This is a genomic window from Streptomyces poonensis (assembly GCF_014650915.1).
GTDB classification, from domain to species: Bacteria; Actinomycetota; Actinomycetes; order Streptomycetales; family Streptomycetaceae; genus Streptomyces; species Streptomyces poonensis.
Genome location: NZ_BMVW01000001.1, coordinates 199,355 through 225,968 on the forward strand (window position 1 = coordinate 199,355; position 26,614 = coordinate 225,968).

The following is a 26,614-nucleotide window of genomic DNA, read 5'->3' on the forward strand; positions in this document are numbered from 1 at the left end:
CATCTCTCCTTGCTAGCAGCGCTAGGGTCACGAGCGAAGCTAGCAGAGCGTCGACAGATTGGCTAGCACTGCTAGGATTCCTGGCATGTCGATCCAGACGCGCCGGGAGCGCGAACGAGCGGAACGGGAGCGGCTGATCGTCACGGCCGCGCGCGAGCTGGCGGAGGCCGAGGGCTGGGACGCGGTGACGACACGGCGCCTGGCCGCCGAGATCGAGTACAGCCAGCCGGTCCTCTACAGCCACTTCAAGGGCAAGGGCGCGATCATGGCGGCCGTCGCGGTGCAGGGGTGCGCGGATCTGGCTCAGGAGATGCGAACGGCCCGTACGGCGGCGAAGGGTGTGCGCGAGGCGCTCGCGGCGGTCGGCGAGGCGTACACGACGTTCGGGCGGCGGCGGCCGGCCCTGTACGACGCGATGTTCACGCATGCCGTGGATCTCCCGTTCGCCACCCCGGAGGCACCGGCGGCCTTGCAGGAGGCGTTCGGGGAGCTGGTCCAGGCGGTGGAGCCCATCGCGGCGCGGGGGGACGATGTGGGGCTGCTGACCGAGACGTACTGGGCGGGCCTGCACGGCCTGGTCACGCTGATGCGCAGCGGACGGCTGCCGGAGGAGGCGCATGAGCAGCGGCTGGCGCTGCTGATCGGGCACTTCACGGCCGGAATGGGGGCAGGGGCGGAGACGGGGACGGACTGAGAAGGGAGGGCGTCCGCGCCCCGGTCGGCCCGCACGCATTTGGCGGGACCGGATGGGGGGACGGCCGGGGTCTACTCGTCGGTCGCCGCGGCCGGGAGGGCCGCGGCGGGGCGCTGCCAGCCCCGCGACCCCCGGGCCCGCAGCCACGCCGTCGTCTCCTCGGGCGGCATCGCGGCGGCCACCAGCCAGCCCTGGACCGCGTCGCACCCGAGGTCACGCAGCCGCTCCCAGGTCTCGTCGTCCTCGACGCCCTCGGCGACCACCAGCAGGCCCAGGGAGTGGGCGAGGTCGACGGTGCAGCGGACGATCTCCGCGTCCTCGGTGTCGACGGCGAGCCGGGCCACGAAGGAGCGGTCGATCTTCAGCTCGCTCACCGGGAGCCGTCGCAGGTGGACCAGGGAGGAGTAGCCCGTGCCGAAGTCGTCCAGGGACATCTTCACGCCGTGCCCGGTCAGCCCGGCCAGGGTGTCGGCGGCCCGCTGCGGGTCCTCCAGGAGCACGTGCTCGGTTATCTCCAACTGCAGGGCGCCCGCGGGGACGCCGTGCCGTGCGAGTCGTCCGGCGACCGCGCCCGCGAAGCCGGGGGTGTGCACGTCGCGCGGCGACACGTTCACCGCGACCGGTACGTGCAGTCCCTGGGCCCGCCACTTGGCGACCTGGCCGAGGGCCGTCTCCAGCACGTACTCGGTCAGGTGCGGCATCAGCCCGGACGACTCGGCTATCGCTATGAACTCGTCCGGCGGCACCTTGCCCCGCTCGGGGTGCACCCATCGCACGAGCGCCTCCAGACCGGCCACCTGCCCGTCGAAGCGGACCTTCGGCTGGTAGTGGAGCTCCACCTCCTGCGCGTCGAGCGCACGCCGGAGGTCGCCCAGCAGGCCGAGGCGGTCGGGGGTGTTCGAGTCGCGCTTGGACTCGTACACCTCCACGCCCGTACGGTCCCGCTTGGCCTGGTACATCGCCACGTCCGCGCGCCGCAGCAGCCCTTCGGCGTCGAGCGCGTGGTCGGGGAAGACGGCGAGCCCGGCGCTGGCCTCCAGGACGAGCGTGAGCCCGTCGAGGTCCAGCGGGGAGCCGAGCGCGGAGACGAGGTTGCGGGCGACCCGGCTGGCGGACGTCGTGGAGTCCGCGACCGGCAGCAGCACGGCGAACTCGTCGCCGCCCAGGCGCGCGGCCTCCGCTCCGCGCGGCAGGGCCAGCCGCAGCCGGTCGGCGATCTGAAGCAGCAGCCGGTCGCCCGCGAGATGCCCGAGAGTGTCGTTGACGGACCGGAAACGGTCCATGTCGATCAGCATCAGGGCCGACCGCGCACCGATCCGCTCCGCGTCGTCGAGCGCCGTCCAGGTCCGCTCCAGCAGCCACTGCCGGTTCGGCAGCCCGGTGAGCGGATCGCGCAGCTGTTCCTCGGCCCGGACACGGGCGAAGTGCAGTGTGGAGTCGAGTGCGATCAGGGGGATGGCGAACAGGGGCAGCAGAACGGGCCGCGCCACGGCCACCACACAGATGAGCGGTGCGATACCGAGCAGCGCGACGGCGAGGAGTCCCTGCCGGACCAGCGCCGTGCGGGCGATCGTGGGCACCCCGCCGCCGCGCGGCGCGTGCAGGTACCAGAGCAGACCGCGGGTGACCAGGAGGTAGGCGGCGGCGACCAGCATCACCTGGGGCGCCGCGTAGAGGTTCCAGGTCTCGGCGTCCCAGGGCGACTCGACGGAGGGGACGCGGCCGAACGCGCCGAGCACCAGGGCTCCCGCGCCGATACCGAGGATGTCCACCGCGCCGTGCAGCACGCCCTGCCGCCAGTGGCCCCGGCGGGCGACGCCGACCAGGACGACGACGGTGAGGCTGACCATTCCGGCCGGCACCCACCCGTACAGCAGCAGGACGGCGAGGACGAGGGCGGCGCCGGAACCGGTACCGCCCCACAGGCGGGAGCGGCCCAGGGCGACGAGGTGCCCGACGACGACGCCGGCCAGCACGGCCAGCGACCAGCCCGCCGTGCCGGACGGGAAGAGGGCGTGCTGACCGCTGAACGCCCGGTAGAACCCGGCGCCCAGGACCGCGCCGGCCAGGCCGACGGCGGCGGCGGGCAACGCGGGCCAGGACAGCTGCCGTTCGGTGTCTTCGGTGTCATGGCCCACGAGACCGCTGCGTTCGGCGTCGTGGCCCGTGGAACCGCCGCGGCCGGCGTCGCGGCCGGTGGAACCGCCGCCCTCGACGCCGCGAAGTGTGGCGTCGCGTGCGGCGGACGCGTCCCACCCGGCGCCGGGCGCGTCCGCGTCCACGCGCGCGGACGGCCGCCCTGCCCCCGCCCGTCGGCCGCTCAGCCATGCCCCGGACAGCCGGCGCAGGCGCAGCCGTGAGTCCGGGGCGGCGCTCTCGGTCGGTTCCATTCCCGTCCCTCTCACAGCCGGCGGTGCCCACGCAGCGCGGCCCGTTGCTCCCGACAGACCTTCAACGGCACCGCGTCTGAAAACCCACCACGCGTCTGGGCACGGCAGGCGCACATCTCAACACTAGGCCGCAGAAGGCTTCCACGGGCAGCGGTCGCCGACGGTTGCCCGAATGCGACCCGGCCACCCGTATGCATCTGGTATGCGCCGATCGGGTGGCCTTCAACCGCTACTCCTCGGTCGGAAGTGCGACTTCCGCGGCTGCTTCCGGCCCCTGTTCGAGCAGGACCGCGAAGCCCTCCTCGTTCAGCACAGGCACCTTGAGCTGCATCGCCTTGTCATATTTCGATCCAGGATTGTCACCGACAACAACGAATGCAGTCTTTTTTGAAACGGAACCGGTCACTTTTGCTCCCCGGCTCTGCAGGGCCTCCTTCGCCCCGTCCCGTGTGTGGTGCTCCAGCGTGCCGGTGACGACGACGGTGAGCCCTTCCAGCAGACGCGGGCCCTCGTCCTCGCCGGAGCCCTCGTCCTCCAAGGACACCCCGGCGGCCTTCCACTTGCGGACGATCTCTCGGTGCCACTCCTCGGCGAACCACTGCTTGAGGGCGGCGGCGATGATCGGCCCGACGCCGTCCGTGCCCGCCAGCTCCTCCTCGCTCGCCTGCTCGATGCGGTCGATGGAACGGAACTCACGGGCGAGCGCCTCGGCGGCGACGGGACCGACGTGACGGATGGAGAGCCCGTTGAGGAAGCGCGCGAGCGGACGGTCCTTGGCCGCCTCGATGTTCGCCAGCAGGGCCAGCGCGTTCTTCTTCGGCTCGCCCTTCTGGTTGGCGAAGACCGTGGCGATCTTCTCCTCACCCGTCTTGGGATCGCGCTTGGGCAGGCCGCTGTCGGGGTCCAGGACGTACGCCTTGATGGGGAGCAGCTTCTCCACAGTCAGGTCGAACAGGTCGCCCTCGTCGACGAGCGGCGGGTCCGCGGGCTCCAGGGGACGAGTGAGCGCGGCCGCCGCCACGTCGCCGAAGTGCTCGATGTCGAGGCACTCCCGGCCCGCGAGGTAGGACAGCCGACCCCGCAACTGGGCAGGGCACGCACGGGCGTTGGGGCAGCGCAGGTCGACGTCGCCCTCCTTCATGGGCCGCAGCGGCGTGCCGCACTCGGGGCACTCCGAAGGCATCACGAAGGCACGCTCGCTGCCGTCGCGCAGGTCGGCCACCGGACCGAGGATCTCCGGGATGACGTCACCGGCCTTGCGCAGCACCACCGTGTCGCCGATGAGGACGCCCTTGGCCTTGACCACGTCCTGGTTGTGCAGCGTGGCGAACTCCACCTCGGAACCGGCCACCGTGACCGGTTCGACCTGGGCGTACGGCGTGACGCGACCGGTGCGGCCGACGGCCACCTTGATGTCGACAAGCTTGGTGTTGACCTCTTCGGGGGCGTACTTGTAGGCGATCGCCCACCGTGGCGCGCGGGCCGTGGACCCGAGCCGGCCCTGGAGGCGGATCTCGTCGAGCTTGATCACGGCCCCGTCGATCTCGTGCTCCACGGAGTGGCGGTGCTCCCCGAAGTACGTGATGAACTCGTGCACGCCGGCGAGGTCGTCCACCACGCGGTTGTGCCGGGCGGTGGGCAGGCCCCAGTCGTGCAGCAGCTCGTACGCCTGGGAGAGGCGGCTGAGGCCCTCGAAGCCCTCCAGCGCGCCGATGCCGTGAACGACCATGTGCAGCGGTCGGGTGGCGGTGACGCGCGGGTCCTTCTGGCGCAGCGAACCGGCCGCCGCGTTGCGCGGGTTGGCGAAGGGCTTGTCGCCGGCCTCCACCAGACGCGCGTTGAGCTCCTCGAACTTCTCCATCGGGAAGTAGACCTCGCCGCGGATCTCCACGAGGTCGGGGACGCGGTCGCCCTTCAGCCGATCGGGGATCTCCGCGATCGTACGGACGTTGGGTGTGATGTCCTCACCGGTGCGGCCGTCGCCGCGGGTCGCCGCGCGCGTGAGGCGGCCCTGCTCGTAGGTGAGGTTGACCGCGAGGCCGTCGACCTTGAGCTCGCACAGGAAGTGGTACTCCTGCGAGCCCAGTTCCCTGGCGATGCGGTCGACCCAGGCGGCCAGCTCGTCCTCGTTGAAGGTGTTGTCGAGCGACAGCATGCGTTCGCGGTGCTGTACCGCGGTGAACTCCGTCTGGTACGACCCGGCGACCTTCTGGGTCGGCGAGTCGGGCGTGCGCAGCTCCGGGTACTCCTCCTCCAGCGCCTCCAGGGAGCGCAGGAGGTCGTCGAACTCCGCGTCGCTGACGACGGGGGCGTCCTTCACGTAGTACCGGAAGCGGTGCTCCTCGACCTGCTCGGCGAGCTGTGCGTGCCGCTGCCGCGCCTCGGCGGGTACCGCTGTGGACTCCGCTTGCTTGTCGCCGGCCACCGTGTTGTCCTCCCGTTACTCTGGGTTGTCCGCGAGGGATCTCGCCGCCCGGACGCAGTGGGCGAGCGCCTGCCGCGCGTACTCGGGGGAGGCTCCCGCGAGTCCGCACGACGGAGTGACCGCGACCGCGTCCGCGAGAAGCCCCGGATGCAGCCCCAGCCTGCGCCACAGCGTCCTGACTCCCATGACGCTACCTGCAGGGTCTGACAATCGGCCGTCCGTGCCCGGCACGACACCGGCGAGGAGCCGGGTGCCCGACTCCACGGCTTCCCCGATCACCTCGTCGTCACGTTCGGTGAGCAGGGAGAAGTCGAAGGAGATCGCGGTGGCGCCCGCCCGGCGCAGCAGCGCGAACGGCACGTCCGGCGCACAGGAGTGGACCACGACGGGACCGCCGTCATGCACCCCGACGACGTCCCGGAGGGTGGCCTCGACGATCTGCCGGTCCACGGCGCGGTGCGTGCGGTAGCCGCTCGCGGTGCGCACCTGGCCGCGCAGGACGGCGGTGAGGGAGGGTTCGTCGAGCTGGAGGGCCACCTGCGCACCGGGCACGCGCCGCCGCACCTCGGCGAGGTGCAGGCGCAGCCCTTCGGCGAGCGAGGCGGCGAGGTCGCGGCAGGCGCCGGGGTCGGACAGGGCGGCCTCGCCGTTCCGCAGCTCCAGGGCGGCGGCAAGGGTCCAGGGCCCGACGGCCTGCACCTTCAGGGGCCCCTCGTACCCCTGGGTGAACTCCTCCAGCGCGTCGAGGTCCTCACCGAGCCACGAGCGGGCCCGCTTGGTGTCCCGGCCCGGCCGGTCCCCGAGCCGCCATCCGCTGGGCTCGACGCGCGCGTACAGCTCGACGAGCATCCCCGCGGTCCGCCCGATCATGTCGGCGCCGGGCCCGCGCGCGGGCAGCTCGGGCAGGTACGGCATCCCGCTCTCCGGCCCCTCGAAGGTGCCGGTCACGGTCTTGGCGGCCTCGCGCGCGTCCCCGCCGGGCATGGACCCGACGCCGGTGGCGGGCCCGAACCGGAACCCGCTGTTCTCATTCGCCTTGGAACTCACCCCGGAAGCGTACGTAACGCCGGGGGCGCCGTCTCGACGTCCCCGGCGCGATACGGACGCAGGGCCGTGTCAGTCAGCGCCCCGGACGCACCGACAGGTCGTTCACCTCGGCGTCCCTGGGCAGATCCAGGGACATCAGGACGGTCGTGGCGACCGACTCGGGATCGATCCACTCGGAGGGGTCGTACTCCTTGCCCTCCTGCTGATGCACCTTGGCCTGCATCGGGCTGGCCGTACGCCCCGGGTAGATCGAGGTGACCCGGACGCCGTTCCCGTGCTCCTCGTGCCGCAGCGAGTCGGCGAGGGCCTTCAGACCGTGCTTGGAGGCGGCGTACGCGCCCCACTCGCCGAAGGCGCGCAGCCCGGAGCCCGAGTTGACGAAGACGACCTGGCCGCGGGCGGCGCGCAGCTGGGGCAGGAAGTGGCGGGTGACCTCGGCCGGCGCGATCAGGTTGACGTTCAGCTGCTGGTGCCAGGCCTTCGGGGTCAGATCCCCGATGTGCCCGAGCTCGATGACGCCCGCGCTGTGGATCAAGGAGTCCACGCGGTCCGGGAGCGTCTGGTGCGAGAAGGCCCAGGAGAGCCTGTCCGGGTCCGCCAGGTCGCCCACCAGGGTCTTCGCACCGGGGAACTCGGCCGCCAGCTCCTTGGCGCGGCCCGCGTCGCGCGCGTGCAGCCAGATCTCGTCCCCGCGCGCGTGGAGGCGGCGGGCGACGGCCGCGCCGATGCCGGAACCGGCTCCGGTGATCACATGTGTAGCCATGTCCGCCATGCTCGCATCACCGATGGGAAAGGGCGTTCCCAGGGGCGACACCGCCAGGCATCGCCAGGCACCGCAAGGCAGCGCCAGGCTCCGCCCGGCTTCGGCCACCCGTGGCGCGTCACTGCACGCCGAGCGACTCCTCCAGATAGGCCAGCGCACCCACCGGCTCCTCGGCGAAGAAGACGAGCTCGGTGAGGGGACGCGGCAGGAAGCCCTCGTCCTCCATCCTCCGGAACTGCTCCTTGAGGCCGTCGTAGAACCCGGCCGTGTTCAGCAGCACCACCGGCTTCTCCGTGTGCCCGTGCTTCTTCAGCTCCAGGATCTCGGTGGCCTCGTCGAGCGTGCCGGTGCCGCCGACCATGACGATCACCGCGTCGGCCTTCTCCAGGAGCAGCCGCTTGCGCTCGGCGAGATCCTTCGCGACGACCATCTCGTCGACCCCCGGCCGCACCCGGTTCGACAGGAACTCGACGGAGACGCCCACCAGGCGCCCGCCCGCCTCCTCCACCCCGTCCGCGACGACCTTCATGAGCCCGACGTTGGAACCGCCCCACACGAGGGAGTGCCCGCCCTTGCCGATGAGCTCCGCGAGCTCGCGCGCGGGGCCGGTGTAACGCTCGTCGAGGTCGGCGGCGGAGAGAAAGACGCAGATGTTCATGCGTCTACGGTACGGGGCGGGAAGAACCCCGGCCGATCCGGCGCTGTCCTCCTCATGGCCACTGGACACGGAAACCGGCACGGACACGAGATCACGATCGAGCGGGCCACGGAGCACGTACGCGTGGTGCACGACGGCACGGTGCTCGCCGACAGCACCCGCCCTCTGCTCCTGCGCGAGACGGGCTGTCCCGTGCGCTACTACATCCCCGAAGAGGATGTCCGCATGGACCTGCTGACCCCGTCGGACACCCACACGCACTGCCCGTTCAAGGGCACGGCGTCCTACTGGTCGCTGCCGGACGCGGCGGACCTGGTGTGGGCGTATCCCGAGCCGAAGCCGGAGGTCGCGGAGCTCAAGGGGCACCTGTGCTTCTACGACACCGAGGTGGTGTGATCGACCGGCTCCGGGCGCCTCGCGGAGGGAGAGGCACTGGTCACGGCCGTACATCCAGCGGCCGTTCGCCCGGCCGCCGCGGCGCGATGATCCGGTAGTGGTTGTCGAAGGACAGAACCGTCGGCTGCTGGAGACGCCAGGCCAGGCACGCGTTGACGGCGTCGGTCAGACCGATCGCCTGCCCCAGGTAATCGCGCTGGATCTCCTCCGCCTCACCGAGAAGCTGACCGTCCACGCCGGGTACGCGCGCGTACCCGGCCCCGACCAGAGCACGCAGGCGGGACACGGCCTCCACGGCCTCTTTCTCCGATGCCTGCTGGTGAAAGCAAGTAATCGAGTTCGGCAAGACCGAGTGAGAACGAGTGGGGACAGAACCAGGAGCCTGGCCGTGCCGAAGGCTTCGATGCCTTCCCTGTGCCGGTCATCACGTCGGTTGAAAGCGGCGAGGAGGACGCTAGTGTCGGCCACTGCGAGACTGACTGAGCCGGTCACGCGGCGTTCCTGCCCCGCAGGTGCTCGTGCGCACGACTCGCGAGGTCCGGCGGCCCGTCGAAGAGACCCCAGTCGTCGACTGCGTCACCCACCGTTCCCTCGGGAATGATCAGCTTTCCGGCGGCCCATTCAATGGCCAACGCTTCAGGTGTCCGTCCGTCGAGAGCGGCGAGGTCGCGCAGGATGCCGGCCATCGTTCCCGAGAGTGTGGGTCATCCCCTTCGCCAACGGCGGCTTCCCCATGTTGGGGGACGACATCCTGTACGCCGTCGGCGCCGATCCTCACTTGGACACGGCGCAGATGGACTCGCCAGCAGGAGCCCTGTTCTTCGACTCGCCCACCCAGCTGGACAACTTCCGCCTGCGACTGGACCTGGTCGAGCAGGCGGCGTTGACTGCGAACAAGTCGGTGGAGTTCATCCATCGGATCGCCAAGGAGTTGTGGAATGCACAACGCGCCCGAGCTCCGCCGGCTCAAGTCGTCCTTCTCCGGGGACGGAGGCAACAACTGCGTCGAAGTGGCCGCGACACCGGCCGGAGCAGCCCTCCGCGAGAGCGACGCCCCGGCCGACATCCTGACCACCGGACAGGGCCCACTGCTGTCACTCGTACGCGGCCTGAGGACGGGAGCCGTGTCCCCGCGCGGACCTCATGAATAGTTGAGGGGAGAGCTCACCGTGCTACGGCCCCGGTGAGACGTTGACCTTGCCGCCGGCGGCAGGGTTGCACGATGACCGGCATGAACAGCACCGGACAGAACAACAGCAGGATCGTCGCGGTGACCGGAGCCGGCACCGGCATCGGCCGGGCCACTGCCCGGGCCTTCGCCGCCGAGGGCGCCCACGTGGTCGCGATCGGACGGCGGAGCGAACCGCTCACGGAGACCGCGGCCGGACACGACCGGATCACGCCACTGCCCGCCGACATCACCGCCGAGGGCGGGCCCGAACGTATCGTCCGGGCCGTGGTGGAGGCACACGGCCGACTGGACGTGCTGGTGAACAACGCCGGTGTCGTGCGCGGCGGCGCCCTCGGCACGCTGACGCCGGAGACGATCGCGGCCCAGCTCGCCACCAACCTCGTGGCCCCCGTCCTGCTGTCCCAGGCGGCGCTGCCGTTCCTGGCGGCGTCGAGCGGCGTGATCGTCAATGTCAGTACGTCGGTGGGGCAGCGGGCCTGGCCCGGCAGCTCGGTCTACGCGGCGACCAAGACCGCTTTGGAACTACTGACGCGTAGTTGGGCGGTCGAGCTGGCACCCCGGGGAATCCGGGTGGTGGCGGTCGCCCCTGGTGCGATCGACACCCCCATCGGCGAGCACCAGGGTCTGACGCCGGAGCGGATGGCCGCGGTGCGGGAGTGGCAGTTGGCGCACACACCGCTGGCCCGGATCGGCCGCCCCGAGGAGGTGGCCTGGGCGATCAACCAACTCGCCGCACCGGCTGCCTCGTTCGTCACCGGTGTGGTGCTCCCGGTCGACGGCGGAGCGGTCGTGGCGTGATAGGAGTGGCCCGGGAGGTGGAGCGGGTGCGGATCGGTGAGCTGGCCGGGGCGACCGGGACGACCGCCCGTGCGCTGCGGCACTACGAGCAGGCGGGGCTGATCTCCTCCGAGCGGGCCGCCAACGGCTACCGCGTCTACGACGAGCGAGCCGTGGTGCGGGTCCGCAACATCCGCTACCTGCTGGCCGCCGGGCTCACCCTGGACGACGTGCGCGTGTTCCTGCCCTGCCTGGACGGCGATGTGGCTGCCGCACCGCCTTCGGACAAGGGCCTGCGGGTCGCGCTGGATCGGCTGGCCGTCCTCAACGAACGGATCGCCGCCCAGACCGAGGCCCGCGACCGGCTGGAAGCCGCGCTCCGGGAAAAGGCCGGCGATCGGATCCGTCCGGTGGCCTGACCCGCAGAGCCTGAACGTACCGGGATCAAGAGTGGGTATGCCCGATGGCCGGGCACGACTCAGTGTCCGGTGACGCGGACCGAAGGTGCCCGTGGCTGTCAACCCCGACGATCGTCAGGGTCCGGTGTTGCCGTTCGGCTCGGGTTCGGGAGTTCTCCCGCTTCTACGTTCGGACCTCATGGAACGAGAACCACGAGAGAAGAGCCGGGCCGGTCGGCTGCTCGGTGCGTTGGGCGTGCTCGGTCTGGGGGCGGGAGTCGTCACGTGGCTCTCCCCCGGCGGGCTGGGGGAGGCCGATGCGGTCGAGGTCACCGATGGGGCCTCGGTGTCCGGGTACCGGTCGGTGACCGGGGTGGTGGCGGATGCGCCGTCCTGGCTGGGGCATCTGCTGGAAGCGGCCACCGAAGGCACCTTGGTGATCCTCGGGCTGGTGCTGCTCTGGACGTGGTGGTCAGCGGTCCGCCGCGCAGACACACGAGCGGTCGCCGGAACCGTGCTGACCGGTCTCGGCACCGTGGCGGCCTACGCGGTGAGCGAGGCGCTGAAGCTGGTGGTGGACGAGGAGCGGCCGTGCCGTGCGCTGCGCACAGGAGCCGAGATCGTCACGGAATGTCCCGCGTCGGGAGACTGGTCCTTCCCGAGCAACCACGCCACTCTGGCCGCCGGCCTGGCGGTCGGACTGGCCCTGCTGCGGCCCCGGCTCGCCGCGTTCACGCTGCCGCTGGCCGTGGCCGCCGCGCTGCTGCGCGTGCTGGTCGGGGTCCACTATCCGCACGATGTGCTCGCCGGCGCGACGCTCGGCGGCGCCGTGGTGGCGGCCCTTGTCATCGCGCTGCTGCCGTCGGCCCAGTGGGTGGTGTCACGGCTGGGGAGGCTGCGCGGGGACCATCCCGGCCTCGTGGGCCATGACCGCGGCGGCAGCCCGGTTGTCCACGCCGAGCCTCGCCAGGATGGAACTCACATGGGCCTTCACCGTCCCCTCCACCACATGCAGCCGCCGGGCGATCTGCCCGTTGGACAGACCGCTGCCGAGGAAGGCCAGCACTTCCCGTTCGCGGGCGGTGAGGGCGGCGATCCGGTCGCGGGCGGCCGAACGCCGGCCGGCCAGGGTGCCCGCGCCCGTCGCGGCGAGGTGGGCGATGACCCGGGCCGCGACCTTCGGTGACAGGTAGGCGGCGCCGTCCGCCACCGCACGGACCCCGGTGATCAGTTCCTCCGGCTCGCCCGACTTGATCAGGAAGCCTGCCGCGCCACCGCCGAGCGCCTGGAGGATGTAGTCGTCCTCGCCGAACGTCGTCAGCATGATGACGCTCGTACCCGGCACCGTGCCCCGGATCTCCGCCGCCGCGTCGATCCCGCTGATGCCCGGCATGCGGATGTCGAGGACGGCCACCGAGGGGCGGTGGCGGCGGACCAGTTCCACGGCCTCGTGACCGTCGGCGGCCTCGGCGACGACTTCGATGTCCGGATCCGTCGCGAGTACGGCACGCACTCCCGCACGGATCATCGGCTCGTCGTCGGCGATCAGTACCCGGATCATCGGGCGCTCACCCGGTGAGCGTGTCGAGGGACACCAGGGTGTCCTTGCGGAAGCAGAGCCGGTATGCGTCGCCGGACCGGTCGTCGAACCGGTTCGCCGTGAGCGCGTAGTACTCGCACGTGGTGCCGTCTCCTGTCGGCTCGGCAGTCGTCGGACGGTGGTTCGTCTGCCGGTCCGGCAGGAAACGCTCCACCTCGGAACGATCCTGCCCCACGCGCAGGCGGTCGTGGTCGCGCGGGTCCAGGACCGAGTGTGCCGCCGAGCGCATCTCCAGGACGGTGAGTACTCCGCTCAGCAACGCTCCCGTCACCAGCGGAACCATGACCGCGGCGACCAGGGTCCGGCTGACCCGCCGCCGAGCGCGGCGGTGTTCCCGCGGCAACTCACGACCGGCCAGGGGGACCCCGGCCACGGAGGGCGCCGGCAGGGACGAGGGTGTGTGCGGGATCGTCGCGACGACCGCGTAGCCACCGTCACGCGGCCCGTGGTCGAACCGGCCGCCGGCCAACCGCACACGTTCTTCGAGTCCGACGAGGCCGTGTCCCCCGCTCCCGGACCCGCTCCCGGACCCGGACCCGGACCCGGATCGGGACCGGGACCGGGACCAGGGCCGCAGGCCGGACGCGGACGACGGCGGTCCGTTCTCCACCACGACCTTCGTCTCCCGGTCCGTGTGTGTCACCTGAACCGTCGCTGTCGCACCAGGTGCGTGCTTGGCGACGTTGGTCAGCGCCTCCTGCACGACCCGGTGGGCCGCCCGCTCGGCCACCGGCGGCAGGTCGTCCGCCGTGCCGTCGATGCGCGACTCCACCGCGAGACCGGCCGCGGAAGCCTCGGCAACCAGATCCGTGAGGCTGGGTCGCCCCGTGGCCGCAGCCGCGTCGCCGGTCCCCTCGCGCAGCACACCGATCACCTCGCCGAGACGCTCCACCGCGGCGGCGGCCCTGGCCCTGATGTCGCCCGCGGCCTTGCGGTGCTCCTCCTCGAGGCCCGGTGCGAGCTTCAGCGCGCCGGCCGACAGGGCGATCAGGCTGAGGTCATGGCCGAGTACGTCATGCATGTCCTGGGCGATACGCGCCCGCTCGCGCAGCCGGGCCTGCTCGGCGATCAGCTGCTGCTCGCGCCGCAGGTGCTCGGCGCGCTCCCAGCCGGCCCGGACGAGCTGCTGGTACTGGCACCAGAACCGGCCCGCGAACCAGGGCAGCATCGCGGCGCCGACCACCGCGGTCACGAACCGGCCGGCCAGGGGCAGCAAGGCGGGCACGACGGACAACGCCACCACGCCGACCGCGAGAAGGGCGACCAGAACGAGCGCGGTCGGCGCCGTCCTTCCGGGCCGCCGCCCTGCCAGGAAGGCCGCCACGGCAGCCGGTATCGCCCACCACAGAGTCACCGCGCTCAGACAGGCGGCCACCGCGGCAGCCGCCGTCAGCAGGGTTCCGGGATCACGTGCCCACCGCGGAACAGCGGTCCCGGTCCCGGTCCCGGTCTCACCACAGATCATCGAGCCGTCCACGGAGGCGACGCTACGGGTGTCGGGAGCCGTCGAACACTGCCGAAAGTCCAATCCGGGCCGGTGCCGACAAGCGCCGAGCCTCCGAACGGAGCTGTCAGACGGCCGCCGTCGCCCGCACCGTAGCCGCGATCGTCGCCGACCCCACCACGCGCGTGCCGTCGTACAGCACGATCGCCTGCCCGGGGGCCACCCCTCGCACCGGCTCCGCGAAGGACACCCGCAGCTCCCCGTCCACGACCTCCGCCGTGACCTCCGTCTCGCCCCCATGGGCACGGAGCTGGGCCGTGTAGGTGCCCGGACCCGAGGGCGCCGTACCGCACCAACGAGGCTTGATCGCGGTCAGGGCGGTCACGTCCAGCGACGCGGCCGGGCCGACCGTCACCGTGTTGTCCACCGGAGAGATGTCGAGGACGTACCGCGGCTTGCCGTCGCGGGCCGGGGTGCCGATGCGGAGGCCCTTGCGCTGGCCGATCGTGTAGCCGTACGCGCCCTCGTGGGTGCCGATCTTGGTGCCGGACTCGTCGACGATGTCGCCCTCGGACTTGCCGAGGCGGCGGGCCAGGAAGCCCTGGGTGTCGCCGTCGGCGATGAAGCAGATGTCGTGGGAGTCGGGCTTCTTGGCGACCGCGAGGCCCCGGCGCTCGGCCTCCGCGCGGATCTCCTCCTTGGTGGTGACCGTGTCGCCGAGCGGGAACATCGCGTGGGCGAGCTGCTTGTCGTCCAGCACGCCGAGGACGTACGACTGGTCCTTGGCCATGTCGGAGGCGCGGTGCAGCTCGCGCGTGCCGTCGGGCAGCGTGACGACCTGCGCGTAGTGGCCGGTGCACACCGCGTCGAAGCCCAGGGCCAGCGCCTTGTCGAGCAGCGCGGCGAACTTGATCTTCTCGTTGCAGCGCAGGCACGGGTTCGGGGTGCGCCCGGCCTCGTACTCGGCGACGAAGTCCTCCACCACGTCCTCGCGGAAGCGCTCGGCGAGGTCCCACACGTAGAACGGGATGCCGATCACGTCGGCGGCGCGGCGGGCGTCGCGCGAGTCCTCGATGGTGCAGCAGCCGCGCGCCCCGGTGCGGAACGACTGCGGGTTCGCGGACAGCGCGAGGTGCACGCCGGTCACGTCGTGACCCGCTTCCGCGGCGCGGGCGGCGGCGACGGCGGAGTCCACCCCGCCCGACATGGCGGCGAGGACGCGGAGGGGGCGGGTGCGCTGCGTGGTCTCAGTCATAACCCTTCAAGAGTACGGGGCGCCGGGAACCGGAGGCCGCGCATATCCGTTGTGGACCACGTGGGGGAAAGAGGAGCTCCGAAGAACGGCGGCCGGCGGGTCGGGCGGCGCACCCTGCTCATCGGCGGGGCGGCGGCCGCCGGTGCGGTCGTCCTCGCGCGCGAGGACCTGGTCCGCCTGTACTGGCAGGCGCCGGGTGCGCAGAAGCCGCGTACGGAGGGCGACGTCGATTTCACGGAGGCCAGCTGGGTGGCGGCCTCCCCGGCCAACTACCGGGCCGCGGACCGGCCCGACGACTACTCCATAGACATGGTGGTCATCCACATCACCCAGGGCAGCTTCGACAGCGCCGTGCAGGTGTTCCAGAACCCGGCGCACCGTGCGGCCGCGCACTACATCGTCCGCAAGGACGGTCACATCACCCAGATGATCCGCGAGCTGGACGTCGCGTACCACGCGGGCAACCGCGACTACAACGAACGCAGCATCGGCATCGAGCACGCGGGCTTCGTGGAGGATCCGGCGGCCTTCACGGACGAGATGTACTCGGCGTCCGCCCAGCTCACAGCGCGAATATGCGCGCGGTACGACATCCCGGTCGACCGTGAGCACATCATCGGGCACGTGGAGGTGCCCGGTTCGGACCACACCTGCCCCGGCCCGCACTTCGACTGGGACCGGTACCTGCGGCTGGTACGGGAGGCGCGCACGACGGAGGCCCAGGGCATCACACGGTAGGACATCCCACGACAGGCATCACACGGCAGCGCCCTCAGGTCAGCCCTGCCGTCCGCGCCCGTTCCACCGCCGGGCCGATCGCCTTCGCCACCGCCTCCACGTCCTCCCGCGTCGAGGTGTGGCCGAGGGAGAAGCGGAGCGTGCCGCGGGCCAGGTCCGGGTCGGTGCCGGTGGCCAGCAGGACATGGCTGGGCTGGGCGATGCCCGCCGAGCACGCGGAGCCGGTCGAGCACTCGATGCCCTGGGCGTCCAGCAGCAGCAGGAGGGAGTCGCCCTCGCAGCCGGGGAACATGAAGTGGGCGTTGGCCGGCAGCCGGCCCTCCGGGGACGGGTCGCCGCCGAGAAGCGCGTCCGGGACGGCCGTACGGACCGCGTCGACCAGCTCGTCGCGCAGGGTGCCGATCTCCCGCGCGAACCACTCGCGCCGTTCGGCGGCGAGGCGTCCGGCGACGGCGAAGGAGGCGACGGCGGGGACGTCGAGGGTGCCGGAGCGGACGTTGCGTTCCTGGCCGCCGCCGTGCAGGACCGGTACGGGGCTGTACTCACGGCCGAGCAGCAGCGCGCCGATGCCGTACGGTCCGCCGATCTTGTGTGCGGTGACCGTCATCGCGGCGAGCCCCGAGGCGCCGAAGTCGACGGGGAGCTGCCCGAACGCCTGGACGGCGTCGGCGTGCAGCGGAACGCCGAACTCGGCGGCCACGTCGGCGAGGGCGCGGACCGGCATCACCGTGCCGATCTCGTTGTTGGCCCACATGACCGTGGCCAGGGCGACGTCGTCGGGGTCGCGGGCGATGGCCGCGCGCAGGGCCTCGGGGTGGACCCGGCCGTGGGCGTCCACGGGCAGGTACTCGACGGTGGCGCCCTCGTGCTCGCCGAGCCAGTGCACGGCGTCCAGGACGGCGTGGTGCTCGACGGGGCTCGCGAGGACGCGGGTGCGGGCGGGGTCGGCGGCGCGCCGGGACCAGTACAGGCCCTTCACGGCGAGGTTGTCGGCCTCGGTGCCGCCGGAGGTGAACACCACCTCGCTGGGGCGGGCGCCGAGCGCCTCGGCGAGGGTCTCGCGGGCCTCCTCGACGGTACGGCGGGCCCTGCGGCCGGCCGCGTGCAGCGAGGAGGCATTGCCGGTGGTGCCGAGCCGGTCGGTCAGCGCCGCCGCTGCCTCGGGAAGCATGGGGGTGGTCGCCGCGTGGTCGAGGTATGCCATGGTGGCCCGATTCTACGGGGGCGCTCCGGGCCGCCCTCGGCCGACATGGCGCCCCCGCTCGCGTACCGCCGGCCGGCCTGGCGACCGTACCGCCGACGGATGTGCGCGGCGCCCGGCCGAGCCGCGTGCCCGCACGTCCCGGCCCGGCCGCACACCCGCGCCGCTCAGCCCAGCCGCACCCGCGCCAGCTGCCGCGACTGGGCGACCAGCCGGTCCGCGCTGTCCCAGACCTCGGCGTCCTCCTCCAGGAAGCCGCCGGCGAGGTTGCGCGTGGTGATCGACACCCGCAGCGGGCCGGGCGCCGGGCGGCACCGTATGTGCACCGTGAGCTCGACCGTCGGCACCCAGCCGGACAGGCCCAGCTCGAAGGCGGTCGGCGGCAGCGCGTCCACCGCGAGCAGCAGGGACAGGGGGTCGGAGTCGCGGCCGTCCGCGAGGCCGAACCACGCCCGCATCTCGCCCTTCCCGGAGGGCGACCCGAGCGCCCAGCCGAGCGTCGACGGGTCGAGCTTGAGCATCAGCCGGTCGGCGATCGCGGAGCTCCCGGAGACCGGGGCGGGCCCGTCCTCGGGGCCGAAGCACTGCTCGATCGGCGGAATGGCGGGCGGCACGGCCGAAGTACGGACGTCGTCGGGCAGGGCGTCCAGGTCGCCGTACGAGGCGAGCACGCGGATGCGCTCGACCTCGCGGCCGTCCTCGTCGTACTGGAAGAGGGACGCCTGGCCGGTGGAGAGGGTGCGGCCGGTGCGGACGACGTCCGTACGGACCACCGCGGGACCCGGGTGGGACGCGGTCAGGTAGTGCGCGGTGATCGTGAACGGGTCGGAGTGCGGCAGGGCGTCCGCGAGGGCGCGGCCGAGGACGGCGAGGAGGTAGCCGCCGTTGACGGCGCTGATGATCGTCCACCCGGCGGACAGGTCGATGTCGTACACGCCTTCGTCGCGCCGCGTGAGGGCGGTGTCGCGGTCGAACTCGCTGTTTCCGATGGTCGCCTGGGATGCCTGAACCATGGCAGTACCGTACAACAGAAAATTACTAAGCAGTAGCTTTATGGGCTGTCACGGGAGACGAGCAGGCTTACGGCTGCGCACCCTCCCGCACCTCCACCACCGTCGACCTCCGGTTCCACGCCCGCGGCGCCCGCCAGTGGTAGCGCATCGCGAGCAGCCGCAGCACGAACGCCGTGATGACGGCGAGCGCGGAGGTCACGGGGTTGAGCATGTCGCAGCGGATGCACACGGCGACCATGGTGGCGCCCACCATGGCGGGCACCGCGTACAGATCGCGGTCCCAGCGCAGCAGTGAGGGCACCTCGTTGGCGAGCACGTCCCGCAGCACACCGCCGCCGACCGCCGTGGCGAGGCCGAGGGTGGCCGAGGCGGTCAGGCCGAGCCCGTACTCGTACGCCTTCGTCGTGCCCGCGACGCAGAACAGCCCGAGGCCCGCCGCGTCGAAGACGTTCACCCAGCTCTCGAGGCGCTCCACCTCGGGGTGGAGGAAGAACACGAGCAGGGCGGCGAGCAGCGGGGTGAGGAAGTAGCCGAGGTCGGTGAAGGCGGCGGGCGGTACGGCTCCGATGATCAGGTCCCGGAACAGCCCTCCGCCCAGCGCGGTGACCTCGGCGAGAACGGCGATGCCGAACACGTCGAAGTTCTTGCGCACGGCCAGCAGCGCGCCGGAGATGGCGAACACGAAGATGCCGATCAGGTCGATCGCATGCTGCACCGAGGGGCTGAAGAGTGACTGGAACACCCTTCCTATTTTCACTCACGGCAAACCCCCACCTTGTAAACCAAGGTGGGGGTTCCGTCACACCTGCGACATCACTTGTGACATCACTTGTGACATCACTTGTCGTCCGATTCCGGAGCGGTCTTCTTCACCACGGTCTCCTCCGGAGCCGTGCCCGAAGCCTCCGCGGTCTCCTCCGGAGCCGTACCCGAAGCCTCCGCGGCCTCCTCCGAAGCCGTACTCGAAGCCTCCGCCGCCAGCGCCGCCGACGTCTCCGCCGACTCCGCCAGCACCTCGTCGGCCACCAGCTCCGCCGCCTCCTTGGCGGCGGTCAGCAGCACGGTGTCCTGCGGGGCCTGGTCCTCGAAGTTCTCCGGGTGATGGCAGGCGACCCGCTGGCCCGGCCTCAGCTCCAGCAGCGGCGGCTCCGTGGTCCTGCAGATCTCCGTCGCCTTCCAGCACCGGGTGTGGAAGCGGCAGCCGCTCGGCGGCGCGATGGGCGAGGGCACGTCGCCCTTGAGCAGGATGCGCTCGCTCTTCGCGGTGCGCCGCTTGGGGTCCGGGATCGGCACCGCCGACATCAGCGCCTTGGTGTACGGGTGCATCGGCGCCTTGTAGAGCGAGTCGCGGTCGGCCAGCTCCACGATCTTGCCGAGGTACATCACCGCGATACGGTCCGAGACATGGCGGACCACGGACAGGTCGTGCGCGATGATCACGTAGGTCAGGCCGAGCTCCTCCTGGAGGTCGTCCAGCAGGTTCACCACCTGGGCCTGGATCGACACGTCCAGCGCGGAGACCGGCTCGTCCGCGACCACCAGCTTCGGGTTGAGCGCGAGCGCGCGGGCGATGCCGATGCGCTGGCGCTGGCCGCCGGAGAACTCGTGCGGGTAGCGGTTGTAGTGCTCGGGGTTGAGACCGACCACCGACAGCAGCCGCTGCACCTCTTTCCTCACGCCGCCCTCGGGCGTGACGCCCTGGAGCCTGAAGGGGGCACCGACGATCGTGCCGATGGTATGCCGCGGGTTCAGCGACGAGTACGGGTCCTGGAAGATCATCTGGACGTCGCGGCGCAGCGGGCGCATCGCGCTCACACCGAGGTGCGTGATGTCCCGGCCCTCGAACTCGACCGTGCCGGCGGTCGGCTCCAGCAGCCGGGTGATCAGCCGGCCCATCGTGGACTTGCCGCAGCCGGACTCGCCGACCACACCGAGGGTCTCACCGGCCCGGACCTCGAAGTCGATGCCGTCGACGGCGCGGACCGCGCCGGTCTGCCGCTGGAACAGGCCCTTGCGGATCGGGAAGTGTTTCTGCAGGCCGGTGACCTTCAGCAGGATCTCGCCGGGAGCGGCGTCCTTCGTGAGGGTCGCCCCCCGCTCCTTGCCGGTGGTCGCACCGTCGCTCTGCGCAGCGGCACTCACTGCTCTGTCCTCCGCGTACTCGCTCACAGCTTCGGCGCAATCTCTTCGGTCCAGATCCGCTCCCGCTGCTCCTGCGTCATATGGCAGGCGGCCCAGTGCCGGCCGCCGACCTCGGTCAGCTCGGGACGGACCGTGCGGGTGATGTTGTCCTTGGGGACGTCGGCGTACGGGCAGCGCGGGTTGAAGGCGCAGCCGGACGGGACGTTGATCAGGGAGGGCGGGGAGCCCTTGACCGGGATGAGGCGTTCCTGCTGGTCGCGGTCGAGACGCGGCATCGAGCCGAGCAGGCCCCAGGTGTAGGGGTGGCGGGGCTCGTAGAAGACCTTCTCGGCCGGTCCGCGCTCGACGCAGCGGCCGCCGTACATCACCAGGATGTCGTCGGAGAGCTCGGCGACGACGCCCAGGTCGTGGGTGATGATGATGACCGCGGAACCGAACTCCTTCTGGAGGTCGCGGATGAGGTCGAGGATCTGCGCCTGGACGGTCACGTCGAGGGCGGTGGTCGGCTCGTCCGCGATCAGCAGCTCGGGGTTGTTGACCAGCGACATCGCGATCATCGCGCGCTGGCGCATACCGCCGGAGAACTCGTGCGGGTAGTTGTCGACCCGCTTGTCCGGCTGGGGGATGCCGACCCGGTCGAGCATCTCGATCGCCCGCCGGCGTGCGGTCTTCTTGTCCACGTCGTGGTGGACGCGGTACGCCTCCACGATCTGCCGGCCGATCGTGTAGTACGGGTGCAGCGCGGACAGCGGATCCTGGAAGATCATCGCCATCTCGCGGCCGCGCAGCCTGCGCACGTGGTCGGGGTCGGCGGAGAGCAGCTCGGTGCCGTCCAGCCAGATCTCGCCGGAGATCTGCGCCTTGCGCTTGCCGTACTGGCCGGCGGTGTGCAGGCCCATGATGCCGAGCGAGGTCACCGACTTGCCGGAGCCGGACTCGCCCACGATGCCGAGGGTCTTCCCCTTCTCCAGCGAGAAGCTGAGCCCGTCCACGGACTTCACCAGGCCGTCGTCGGTCGGGAAGTGGACTCTGAGGTCCCGTACCTCGAGGAAGGCGGTGGGGGCGGGCGAAGCGGCGACGGGTTCTCCGACCGCCGCTCCGGTCTTGATCGATTCGGTCATCCCAGCCTCACTCGCGGGTCGATGACAGCGTACAAAAGGTCCACCACGAGGTTGGCCACGGCGATCGCGAGGGCCGCGAACAAGGTCACGCCCAGGATCACCGGGAGGTCCTTGCTGCTGATGGCCTGGACGGCGGCGAGGCCGAGGCCGGGCAGGTTGAAGGTGGACTCGGTCAGGACGGCGCCGCCGAGCAGCACACCGATGTCGAGGCCGAACACGGTGAGGATCGGGGTCATCGCGGACCGCAGGGCGTGCTGGGTGATGACGACGCGCTCACCGAGGCCCTTGGCGCGGGCGGTGCGGATGTAGTCCTCGCCGAGCACGTCCAGCATGGTGGCGCGGGTGAGGCGGGCGTACATCGCCGCGTTGAGGAGGGCGAGCACGATCCACGGCAGCAGCAGGGTCTCGAACCAGACACCGATGGAGTCGTCCGTGCTCAGGCTGTCCTCGACGTGGACCCAGCCCAGGCTGTGCACGAAGATGCCCATCGCCACCATGCCGGTGAAGAAGATCGGCAGGGAGACGCCGCCGAGCGCGGCGATCATGGCGCCGCGGTCCCAGACGGAGCCCCGCTTGAGCGCGGAGACCACACCGGTGGCGACACCCGCGGCCAGCCACAGGACACAGGCTCCGGCGGCGAGCGCGAGGGTGACGGGCATCGCGTCCTTGAGGGTGTCCCACACCGGCTCCTCCGTGACGAAGGAGTAGCCGAAGCAGGGGGCCGGGCACTCGGTGACGTCGTTGCCGTTGGCGAACGTGCGTCCCATCGGGATGCCCTTGACGAACTCCCAGAACTGCACGAGCAGCGGTTCGTCGAGGCCCAGCTTGGTGCGGATGCCCTCGACCTGCTCGGCACCCGTGGCCTTGCCGGCGAAGAGGACGGCGATGTCCTGTCCCGCCCACTTGGGCAGCATGTAGAAGACGGTGAAGGTCGCGAGCAGGACGACCAGCACCATGATGACGACGGCGAGCAGGCGCCGGATGAGATAAGCAAGCACTGTGCGCGGCCCGGCGGCGGCCGGGACCTCCTCGTGGGAGGGCCCGGCCGCCGCCCGGGGCCATCACCTGCCCTTCGGACTGGCGGGATTCGGCGGCGGGATTACGACGGGCACGGCGCACGGCGTACGCCGTACGGTGTACGGTCTGCGGTCGCTTGAGCGGTTACTTCGCCACTCCGAGCGAGACGTAGTCGTAGCGGCCGTTGTAGGCGGCGGACGAGTAGACGTTGGTCAGCCGCGAGCTGCGCCAGGAGATGTTCTTCTCGTAGATGAACGGCATCCAGTCGGCGTTGTCGATCAGGCGCTTGTTCATCTGCTCGTACGCCGTCTTGGCCTCGGCGGGGTCGGTCGAGGCGATCGCGTCGTCGAAGAGCCCGTCGATCTGCTTGTCCTTGATCTCCGACTCGTTGTAGTTGCCGTTCTCGAAGATGAAGCGGCTGTCGAACAGCGGCTGCGCGTAGCCCTGGCCGGTCGGGAAGTCCGGGCCCCAGCCGCTCATGACCATGCCGTAGCCGCGCTCCTTCACGACCTTCGGCGAGCCGGTGATGCTGGAGGACTGGGCGCCGTCGATCGGGTCGACCTCGATCTTGATGCCGACCTTGCCGAGCTGCTCCTGCAGGGCCTCGGCGGCGTCGACCTCACCCGGGTTGTTCGTACGCGCGGTGATCTTGGTGGAGAAGCCGTTGGGCTGGCCGCAGTCCTTCAGCGCGGCCTTGGCCTTGGCGACGTCCGGCTTGCCCTTGCGGGCGAGGACGCCGTACGGGTCGTAGTCGGTGTAGCCCGGGATCGACTTCGGGAAGACCGAGTTGGCGATCTCGCCGCCGGCCACCTCGCCGCCGCGGGTCTGCTGCAGGCCCGCGAAGTCGGTCGCGTAGAAGACGGCCTTGCGGCAGTTGACGTCGTCCAGCGGCTTGGCCGTGTGGACCAGGGCCACGTAGCGGACGAACGACGTCTGGATGTTGTCGACGTTGCTCTCGTGGTCCTGCACGGCGGAGACACGGCCCGACTGGGTCATGCCGGTGCCGTTGACGTCGAGGTCGTAGTCGCCCTCCATCAGCCGCTTGTCGTTCTCCTCCAGGTTGGCGGAGATCGTCACGGTGATCTTGTCCGGGAGGGCCGGGCGCAGCGGGTCCGACTCCTTCTTCCAGGCGTCGTTGCGGACCAGCACCAGGCTCTTGTTGGCCTTGCGCGACTCGATCTTGTACGGGCCGGAGGAGAACGGGCGCGTGGCGTACTTGGCGGCGGTGTCCTCGCTCTGCTTCACCGGCGCGCCGGTGGGCATGGCCAGGAACTGCTCGAAGTCACCGTTGGGCTTGGGCAGCTTGAAGACGATGGTCTGGTCGTCCGGCGTCTCGATCGCCTTCAGGCCCAGCTTGTCCTTGGACTTGTCCTTGTACGGGCCCTCGTACTCGCCCTTCGGGTCGAGCGTCTGCTTGATGTAGGCCGGGCCGCCGGTGATGACGTCGGTGGCCCAGATCCGCTCGATGCCGTACTTGATGTCCTTGGAGGTCAGCTTGGAGCCGTCCTCCCAGGTCAGGCCGTCACGCAGCTTGTACGTGTAGGTCTTGCCGTCGGCGGAGACCTCGGCGGGGCCGGTGGCCAGGTCGCCGACCAGCTTGTTGGACGCGGCGCCCGGCTTGGTGTCATAGGTGACCAGGGTGCGGGTGAAGAACCGCATGAAGTCCCAGGTCATGCCGTAGTACGAGCGCTGCGGGTCCAGGGAATCGAAGTCCTGCTTGCCGACGAACTTCAGCGTCCCGCCCTTCTTGGTGGACGCGTTGACAACCTTGTCCAGTGCGGCGTTGTAGCCCGCACCGTCCTCGTTCTTGTCGCCGTCGTCACCGCCGCCGCCGCACGCCGTGGTGGTCACCAACGCGGCGACCACGAGGGCCGCACCGGCAGCGAGCCGTCGCTTGGGGGAACCTGTGCGCATCTTTTTCCTAACCTCCGGGATTCGCGGTCCCGGTCTCACGCCGGGGAACCATAGGGTCAGCCACCTGACGCCTGCGGCAGGGGCAAGTCGTGTGTCAGCGCGTCCCCTTGGGGTCCAACGCGTCGCGCAGCCCGTCTCCGAAGAGGTTGAAGGCCAGTACGGTGATGAAGATCGTGGCGCCGGGGAAGACCATGAACATCGGGTCGTGCTCGTAGGTCTCCAGGGCGTCGCGGAGCATGCCGCCCCAGGAGGCGGTCGGCGGCCGCACACCGGCGCCGAGGAAGCTGAGCGCCGCCTCCGTGAGGATGTTGGTCGGGATCATCAGCGTCGCGTAGACGAGGATCGGGGCGACCAGGTTGGGCAGCAGCTCCTTGAAGAGGATGTACCGCCGGCCGCCGCCGAGGCTGCGGGCGGCCTCGATGTACTCGCGTTCCCGCAGGCTCAGGGTCTGACCGCGGACGATACGTCCCACGTACGGCCAGCCGAAGAAGCCGATGACCAGGACCAGGACGCCGATCCGCACCCCCGAGCCGGTCAGGCCCAGCAGGTCGTCGGGGAGCACCGAGACCAGGGAGATGATGAAGAGCAGCTGGGGGAAGGAAAGCAGCACGTCCATGGTGCGGCTGATCACCGCGTCGACCCAGCCGCCGAAGTAACCGGCGAGGATGCCGAACAGGGTGCCGAGGATCACCGCGACCACGGCCGCGAGGAAGGCCACGAGGAGGGAGATCCGGGCCCCGTAGACGATGCGGCTGAAGACGTCGCGGCCCTTGTTGGGTTCGACGCCGAAGAGGAAGTCGCTGCTCATACCGCCGAACGCGCCCTGCGGCAGGTTGGTGAGCGGGTCCAGCTCCTCCTGGTGGAACTCGTTCGGCGGGTGCCCGAGCAGACCGACGATGAGCGGGGCGAACACGGCGACGAGGGCGAGGACGAGCACGGTGATGCCACCGGCCAGCGCGATCTTGTCCTGTTTGAGACGGCCCCAGGCGATCTGCTTGAGGGACCGGCCCTCCACCTTTCTCGCGCCGGCCTCGGCGGGGTCGGCGGCAGCGCTCGGGGCCGCTTCCGCGGTCGGCTCGTGCAATGGTGCCGTCATCAGGCAGGGACCCCTCTCAACCGGCGGTGACCGGCCCGCACTTGCCGCTCGTGGCGGCATGATCAGTCCGTCGTACACAGGGGCGAACGCCCCTGGTGCCGGAGTCTTCAACGCTTCGCCGATCTGTTGCCAGATGTGACGGTGAATGGATGCCTAACCGTGATGCTGTCCTGGGTCATCCGTTATCCGGACGCCGTTCAACGACCGGCGAACAGGGGGCAGTTGGTACGTAAGAGGTAGCGGCGCACTTTTACCCGCGTAGATACGGACATCACATCACCAAAGCCCCCACATCTCTGTGGGGGCTCTGTGAAGGCGTGTCAGTGGCTGAGAAGGCGCCCGATGTGCGCCTCGGCGCTCAGTACGCGCCCGGATATCCGTACCCGCCGCCCGCCGGGGCCTGGGCCGGGGCGGCGTGGGCCTCGCGGTCGTAGAAGGGGCGGGCCTTGGCGCGCAGCCACATCGCCACCGGGTCGTAACTGTCGGACATCGCGACCGTCGAGACGGGCAGCCCGTCCGGGACGGCGCCGACGGACTGCTGCATCATCGCGCGCACCGAGTCGACGGCGGGCGGCGAGGTGTCGTACACATCGAGGCCGATGGCCAGATACGGCGCGCCGAGCGCGGGCTGCACCCAGGCGCGGCGCAGCGAGCGGACCGCGGGGGTGCGGTGGGCGTTCTGCGTGAGCAGGGCGTAGAACTGCGGGATCTCTATGCCGGGCTCGCTGAGCCGCAGCGGGCCCGCGGGCTGGCGGTCCAGGCCCGTGGCGATACGGCGCAGATCCAGCCAGGGGATGCCGACGCCGCCGCCCGGTGCGTGCGGATTGAGCCACAGGCCGTAGTGGTCGGGGTAGAGGGTGCGGGCGACGTCGAGGCCGTCGACCACCTCGTAGGAGCGGTTCCAGCCACTGGCCGAGAGCTCCTGGGCGGAGGTGACACAGGGTGCGTAGCTGTGGCCCTCCACCTCCATGTTCCCGTACTGGGCATCCGGGGAGCCGGCCTGGCCGTGCCAGAGCAGCATCCAGACCTGGCCGGAGGCGGGGGTCGCGAGGGCGCGCAGAAGCGCCTCGTAGGCGTCGTAACGCCCGGGCGTCACCTGGCGCAGCATGTGCTCGACCTGCCCGGCCGCGGCCGTGCCCGACGCGCTCACCCTCTACCGCCCCTTCGCCACACCATCACGTAGAAACCCACCGGACACGGCCGAGGTGACGCGTCCGGCGCCGTGCCGGGTCGTCGTCGACACCCCGGCCGGGCCATTCTGCCTCGCCCGGGAACGGTCCCCGGTTCCCCGGCCCCGGCGTACGGCCTCGTCCCACCGAGCCATGAAACCAGG

At 70.9% G+C, this 26,614-nt stretch carries 25 protein-coding genes and 2 pseudogenes; 8 read left to right on the forward strand and 19 right to left on the reverse strand.

The window, feature by feature from the left end; genetic code table 11:
* Positions 1-85: 85 nt before the first annotated feature.
* The gene (locus IE242_RS00850; protein ID WP_189854242.1) at positions 86-694 is read left to right on the forward strand and encodes a TetR/AcrR family transcriptional regulator; all 609 of its coding nucleotides are present in this window, start codon (positions 86-88) and stop codon (positions 692-694) included.
* 71 nt (positions 695-765) lie between these two features.
* Here the strand turns inward: IE242_RS00850 and IE242_RS00855 are convergent, their stop codons facing one another.
* The 5 genes from IE242_RS00855 to IE242_RS00875 all read right to left on the reverse strand — a co-directional run bounded on the left by IE242_RS00855 (position 766) and on the right by IE242_RS00875 (position 7,977).
* On the reverse strand, positions 766-3,084 hold the full coding sequence (locus IE242_RS00855) for a putative bifunctional diguanylate cyclase/phosphodiesterase (protein ID WP_189854244.1): 2,319 nt from the start codon (positions 3,082-3,084) through the stop codon (positions 766-768).
* Between the two features lie 229 nt (positions 3,085-3,313).
* A complete protein-coding gene (gene ligA, locus IE242_RS00860) occupies positions 3,314-5,509 on the reverse strand; it encodes an NAD-dependent DNA ligase LigA (RefSeq protein WP_189854246.1) in 2,196 nt (731 codons plus the stop codon).
* Positions 5,510-5,524: 15 nt separating this feature from the next.
* Positions 5,525-6,493, reverse strand: a complete 969-nt coding sequence (locus IE242_RS00865; RefSeq protein ID WP_189856264.1) for a methionine synthase — start codon at positions 6,491-6,493, stop codon at positions 5,525-5,527.
* A gap of 136 nt (positions 6,494-6,629) precedes the next feature.
* A complete protein-coding gene (locus IE242_RS00870; protein ID WP_189854248.1) occupies positions 6,630-7,328 on the reverse strand; it encodes an SDR family oxidoreductase in 699 nt (232 codons plus the stop codon).
* 109 nt (positions 7,329-7,437) lie between these two features.
* Positions 7,438-7,977: an LOG family protein gene (locus tag IE242_RS00875; protein ID WP_189854250.1), complete on the reverse strand. Its 540-nt coding sequence runs from the start codon at positions 7,975-7,977 to the stop codon at positions 7,438-7,440.
* Positions 7,978-8,031: 54 nt separating this feature from the next.
* On the opposite strand from IE242_RS00875, the gene IE242_RS00880 reads away from it, so the two are divergent.
* Positions 8,032-8,373: a DUF427 domain-containing protein gene (locus IE242_RS00880; protein WP_189854252.1), complete on the forward strand. Its 342-nt coding sequence runs from the start codon at positions 8,032-8,034 to the stop codon at positions 8,371-8,373.
* Between the two features lie 40 nt (positions 8,374-8,413).
* Here the strand turns inward: IE242_RS00880 and IE242_RS00885 are convergent, their stop codons facing one another.
* Both IE242_RS00885 and IE242_RS00890 read right to left on the reverse strand, forming a co-directional pair.
* The gene (locus tag IE242_RS00885) at positions 8,414-8,659 is read right to left on the reverse strand and encodes a hypothetical protein (RefSeq protein WP_189854254.1); all 246 of its coding nucleotides are present in this window, start codon (positions 8,657-8,659) and stop codon (positions 8,414-8,416) included.
* Positions 8,660-8,861: 202 nt separating this feature from the next.
* Complete coding sequence (locus tag IE242_RS00890; RefSeq protein WP_189854256.1) at positions 8,862-9,059, reverse strand: hypothetical protein; 198 nt, start codon at positions 9,057-9,059, stop codon at positions 8,862-8,864.
* Positions 9,060-9,070: 11 nt separating this feature from the next.
* On the opposite strand from IE242_RS00890, the pseudogene IE242_RS38505 reads away from it, so the two are divergent.
* From IE242_RS38505 to IE242_RS00910, 5 genes and pseudogenes are all read left to right on the forward strand, one after another.
* Positions 9,071-9,280, forward strand: a pseudogene (locus tag IE242_RS38505) (Scr1 family TA system antitoxin-like transcriptional regulator); the annotation flags it as partial.
* A gap of 31 nt (positions 9,281-9,311) precedes the next feature.
* Complete coding sequence (locus tag IE242_RS00895; RefSeq protein WP_189854258.1) at positions 9,312-9,524, forward strand: DUF397 domain-containing protein; 213 nt, start codon at positions 9,312-9,314, stop codon at positions 9,522-9,524.
* A 71-nt stretch (positions 9,525-9,595) separates the two neighbouring features.
* Positions 9,596-10,363 carry an SDR family NAD(P)-dependent oxidoreductase gene (locus IE242_RS00900; RefSeq protein ID WP_189854260.1) on the forward strand — a complete coding sequence of 256 codons (768 nt, stop codon included), beginning with the start codon at positions 9,596-9,598 and terminating at the stop codon, positions 10,361-10,363.
* A gap of 26 nt (positions 10,364-10,389) precedes the next feature.
* Positions 10,390-10,761, forward strand: a complete 372-nt coding sequence (locus tag IE242_RS00905; protein ID WP_195826391.1) for a MerR family transcriptional regulator — start codon at positions 10,390-10,392, stop codon at positions 10,759-10,761.
* Positions 10,762-10,939: 178 nt separating this feature from the next.
* Positions 10,940-11,629 (forward strand): annotated as a pseudogene (locus IE242_RS00910) (phosphatase PAP2 family protein); the annotation flags it as partial.
* Here IE242_RS00910 and IE242_RS00915 read toward each other — a convergent pair.
* The 3 genes from IE242_RS00915 to mnmA form a co-directional block, all read right to left on the reverse strand.
* Positions 11,621-12,301, reverse strand: coding sequence for a response regulator (locus IE242_RS00915; RefSeq protein WP_189854262.1), 681 nt, complete (start codon positions 12,299-12,301; stop codon positions 11,621-11,623). The pseudogene IE242_RS00910 and the gene IE242_RS00915 sit on opposite strands and share 9 nt — an antisense overlap.
* A 7-nt stretch (positions 12,302-12,308) precedes the next feature.
* Positions 12,309-13,817, reverse strand: a complete 1,509-nt coding sequence (locus IE242_RS00920; protein WP_308436747.1) for a sensor histidine kinase — start codon at positions 13,815-13,817, stop codon at positions 12,309-12,311.
* A gap of 94 nt (positions 13,818-13,911) precedes the next feature.
* The gene (gene mnmA / locus IE242_RS00925; RefSeq protein WP_189854264.1) at positions 13,912-15,039 is read right to left on the reverse strand and encodes a tRNA 2-thiouridine(34) synthase MnmA; all 1,128 of its coding nucleotides are present in this window, start codon (positions 15,037-15,039) and stop codon (positions 13,912-13,914) included.
* Between the two features lie 60 nt (positions 15,040-15,099).
* On the opposite strand from mnmA, the gene IE242_RS00930 reads away from it, so the two are divergent.
* Positions 15,100-15,777 carry an N-acetylmuramoyl-L-alanine amidase gene (locus IE242_RS00930; RefSeq protein ID WP_189854266.1) on the forward strand — a complete coding sequence of 226 codons (678 nt, stop codon included), beginning with the start codon at positions 15,100-15,102 and terminating at the stop codon, positions 15,775-15,777.
* Between the two features lie 34 nt (positions 15,778-15,811).
* On the opposite strand, the gene IE242_RS00935 is transcribed toward IE242_RS00930, so the two are convergent.
* The 9 genes from IE242_RS00935 to IE242_RS00975 form a co-directional block, all read right to left on the reverse strand.
* Positions 15,812-16,981, reverse strand: a complete 1,170-nt coding sequence (locus IE242_RS00935; protein ID WP_189854268.1) for a cysteine desulfurase family protein — start codon at positions 16,979-16,981, stop codon at positions 15,812-15,814.
* A 164-nt stretch (positions 16,982-17,145) separates the two neighbouring features.
* On the reverse strand, positions 17,146-17,991 hold the full coding sequence (locus IE242_RS00940) for a thioesterase family protein (RefSeq protein WP_189854270.1): 846 nt from the start codon (positions 17,989-17,991) through the stop codon (positions 17,146-17,148).
* 67 nt (positions 17,992-18,058) lie between these two features.
* Complete coding sequence (locus tag IE242_RS00945; RefSeq protein WP_189854272.1) at positions 18,059-18,733, reverse strand: trimeric intracellular cation channel family protein; 675 nt, start codon at positions 18,731-18,733, stop codon at positions 18,059-18,061.
* Between the two features lie 95 nt (positions 18,734-18,828).
* Positions 18,829-20,133, reverse strand: coding sequence for an ABC transporter ATP-binding protein (locus tag IE242_RS00950; protein WP_229857939.1), 1,305 nt, complete (start codon positions 20,131-20,133; stop codon positions 18,829-18,831).
* A 23-nt stretch (positions 20,134-20,156) separates the two neighbouring features.
* Positions 20,157-21,254 (reverse strand): ABC transporter ATP-binding protein, encoded by a 1,098-nt coding sequence (locus IE242_RS00955; protein WP_189854276.1) that lies wholly within the window; start codon positions 21,252-21,254, stop codon positions 20,157-20,159.
* Positions 21,251-22,252 (reverse strand): ABC transporter permease, encoded by a 1,002-nt coding sequence (locus IE242_RS00960; RefSeq protein ID WP_189854278.1) that lies wholly within the window; start codon positions 22,250-22,252, stop codon positions 21,251-21,253. Before IE242_RS00960 ends, IE242_RS00955 begins: the two co-directional genes overlap by 4 nt.
* A gap of 163 nt (positions 22,253-22,415) precedes the next feature.
* Positions 22,416-24,185 (reverse strand): ABC transporter substrate-binding protein, encoded by a 1,770-nt coding sequence (locus IE242_RS00965; protein ID WP_189854280.1) that lies wholly within the window; start codon positions 24,183-24,185, stop codon positions 22,416-22,418.
* 94 nt (positions 24,186-24,279) lie between these two features.
* Positions 24,280-25,281: an ABC transporter permease gene (locus tag IE242_RS00970; RefSeq protein ID WP_189854282.1), complete on the reverse strand. Its 1,002-nt coding sequence runs from the start codon at positions 25,279-25,281 to the stop codon at positions 24,280-24,282.
* 358 nt (positions 25,282-25,639) lie between these two features.
* The gene (locus tag IE242_RS00975; RefSeq protein ID WP_189854284.1) at positions 25,640-26,431 is read right to left on the reverse strand and encodes an enhanced serine sensitivity protein SseB C-terminal domain-containing protein; all 792 of its coding nucleotides are present in this window, start codon (positions 26,429-26,431) and stop codon (positions 25,640-25,642) included.
* Between the last annotated feature and the right edge of the window lie 183 nt (positions 26,432-26,614).

Bases quoted from the DNA above. Each gene is read 5' to 3' on its own strand.
- IE242_RS00850 (WP_189854242.1), top strand. From the start codon at position 86: ATGTCGATCCAGACGCGCCGGGAGCGCGAACGAGCGGAACGGGAGCGG.
- IE242_RS00855 (WP_189854244.1), bottom strand. From the start codon at position 3,084: ATGGAACCGACCGAGAGCGCCGCCCCGGACTCACGGCTGCGCCTGCGC.
- IE242_RS00865 (WP_189856264.1), bottom strand. From the start codon at position 6,493: ATGCCCGGCGGGGACGCGCGCGAGGCCGCCAAGACCGTGACCGGCACC.
- IE242_RS00870 (WP_189854248.1), bottom strand. From the start codon at position 7,328: ATGGCGGACATGGCTACACATGTGATCACCGGAGCCGGTTCCGGCATC.
- IE242_RS00875 (WP_189854250.1), bottom strand. From the start codon at position 7,977: ATGAACATCTGCGTCTTTCTCTCCGCCGCCGACCTCGACGAGCGTTAC.
- IE242_RS00880 (WP_189854252.1), top strand. From the start codon at position 8,032: ATGGCCACTGGACACGGAAACCGGCACGGACACGAGATCACGATCGAG.
- IE242_RS00890 (WP_189854256.1), bottom strand. From the start codon at position 9,059: ATGGCCGGCATCCTGCGCGACCTCGCCGCTCTCGACGGACGGACACCT.
- IE242_RS00895 (WP_189854258.1), top strand. From the start codon at position 9,312: ATGCACAACGCGCCCGAGCTCCGCCGGCTCAAGTCGTCCTTCTCCGGG.
- IE242_RS00900 (WP_189854260.1), top strand. From the start codon at position 9,596: ATGACCGGCATGAACAGCACCGGACAGAACAACAGCAGGATCGTCGCG.
- IE242_RS00915 (WP_189854262.1), bottom strand. From the start codon at position 12,301: ATGATCCGGGTACTGATCGCCGACGACGAGCCGATGATCCGTGCGGGA.
- mnmA (WP_189854264.1), bottom strand. From the start codon at position 15,039: ATGACTGAGACCACGCAGCGCACCCGCCCCCTCCGCGTCCTCGCCGCC.
- IE242_RS00935 (WP_189854268.1), bottom strand. From the start codon at position 16,981: ATGGCATACCTCGACCACGCGGCGACCACCCCCATGCTTCCCGAGGCA.
- IE242_RS00940 (WP_189854270.1), bottom strand. From the start codon at position 17,991: ATGGTTCAGGCATCCCAGGCGACCATCGGAAACAGCGAGTTCGACCGC.
- IE242_RS00955 (WP_189854276.1), bottom strand. From the start codon at position 21,254: ATGACCGAATCGATCAAGACCGGAGCGGCGGTCGGAGAACCCGTCGCC.
- IE242_RS00965 (WP_189854280.1), bottom strand. From the start codon at position 24,185: ATGCGCACAGGTTCCCCCAAGCGACGGCTCGCTGCCGGTGCGGCCCTC.
- IE242_RS00970 (WP_189854282.1), bottom strand. From the start codon at position 25,281: ATGACGGCACCATTGCACGAGCCGACCGCGGAAGCGGCCCCGAGCGCT.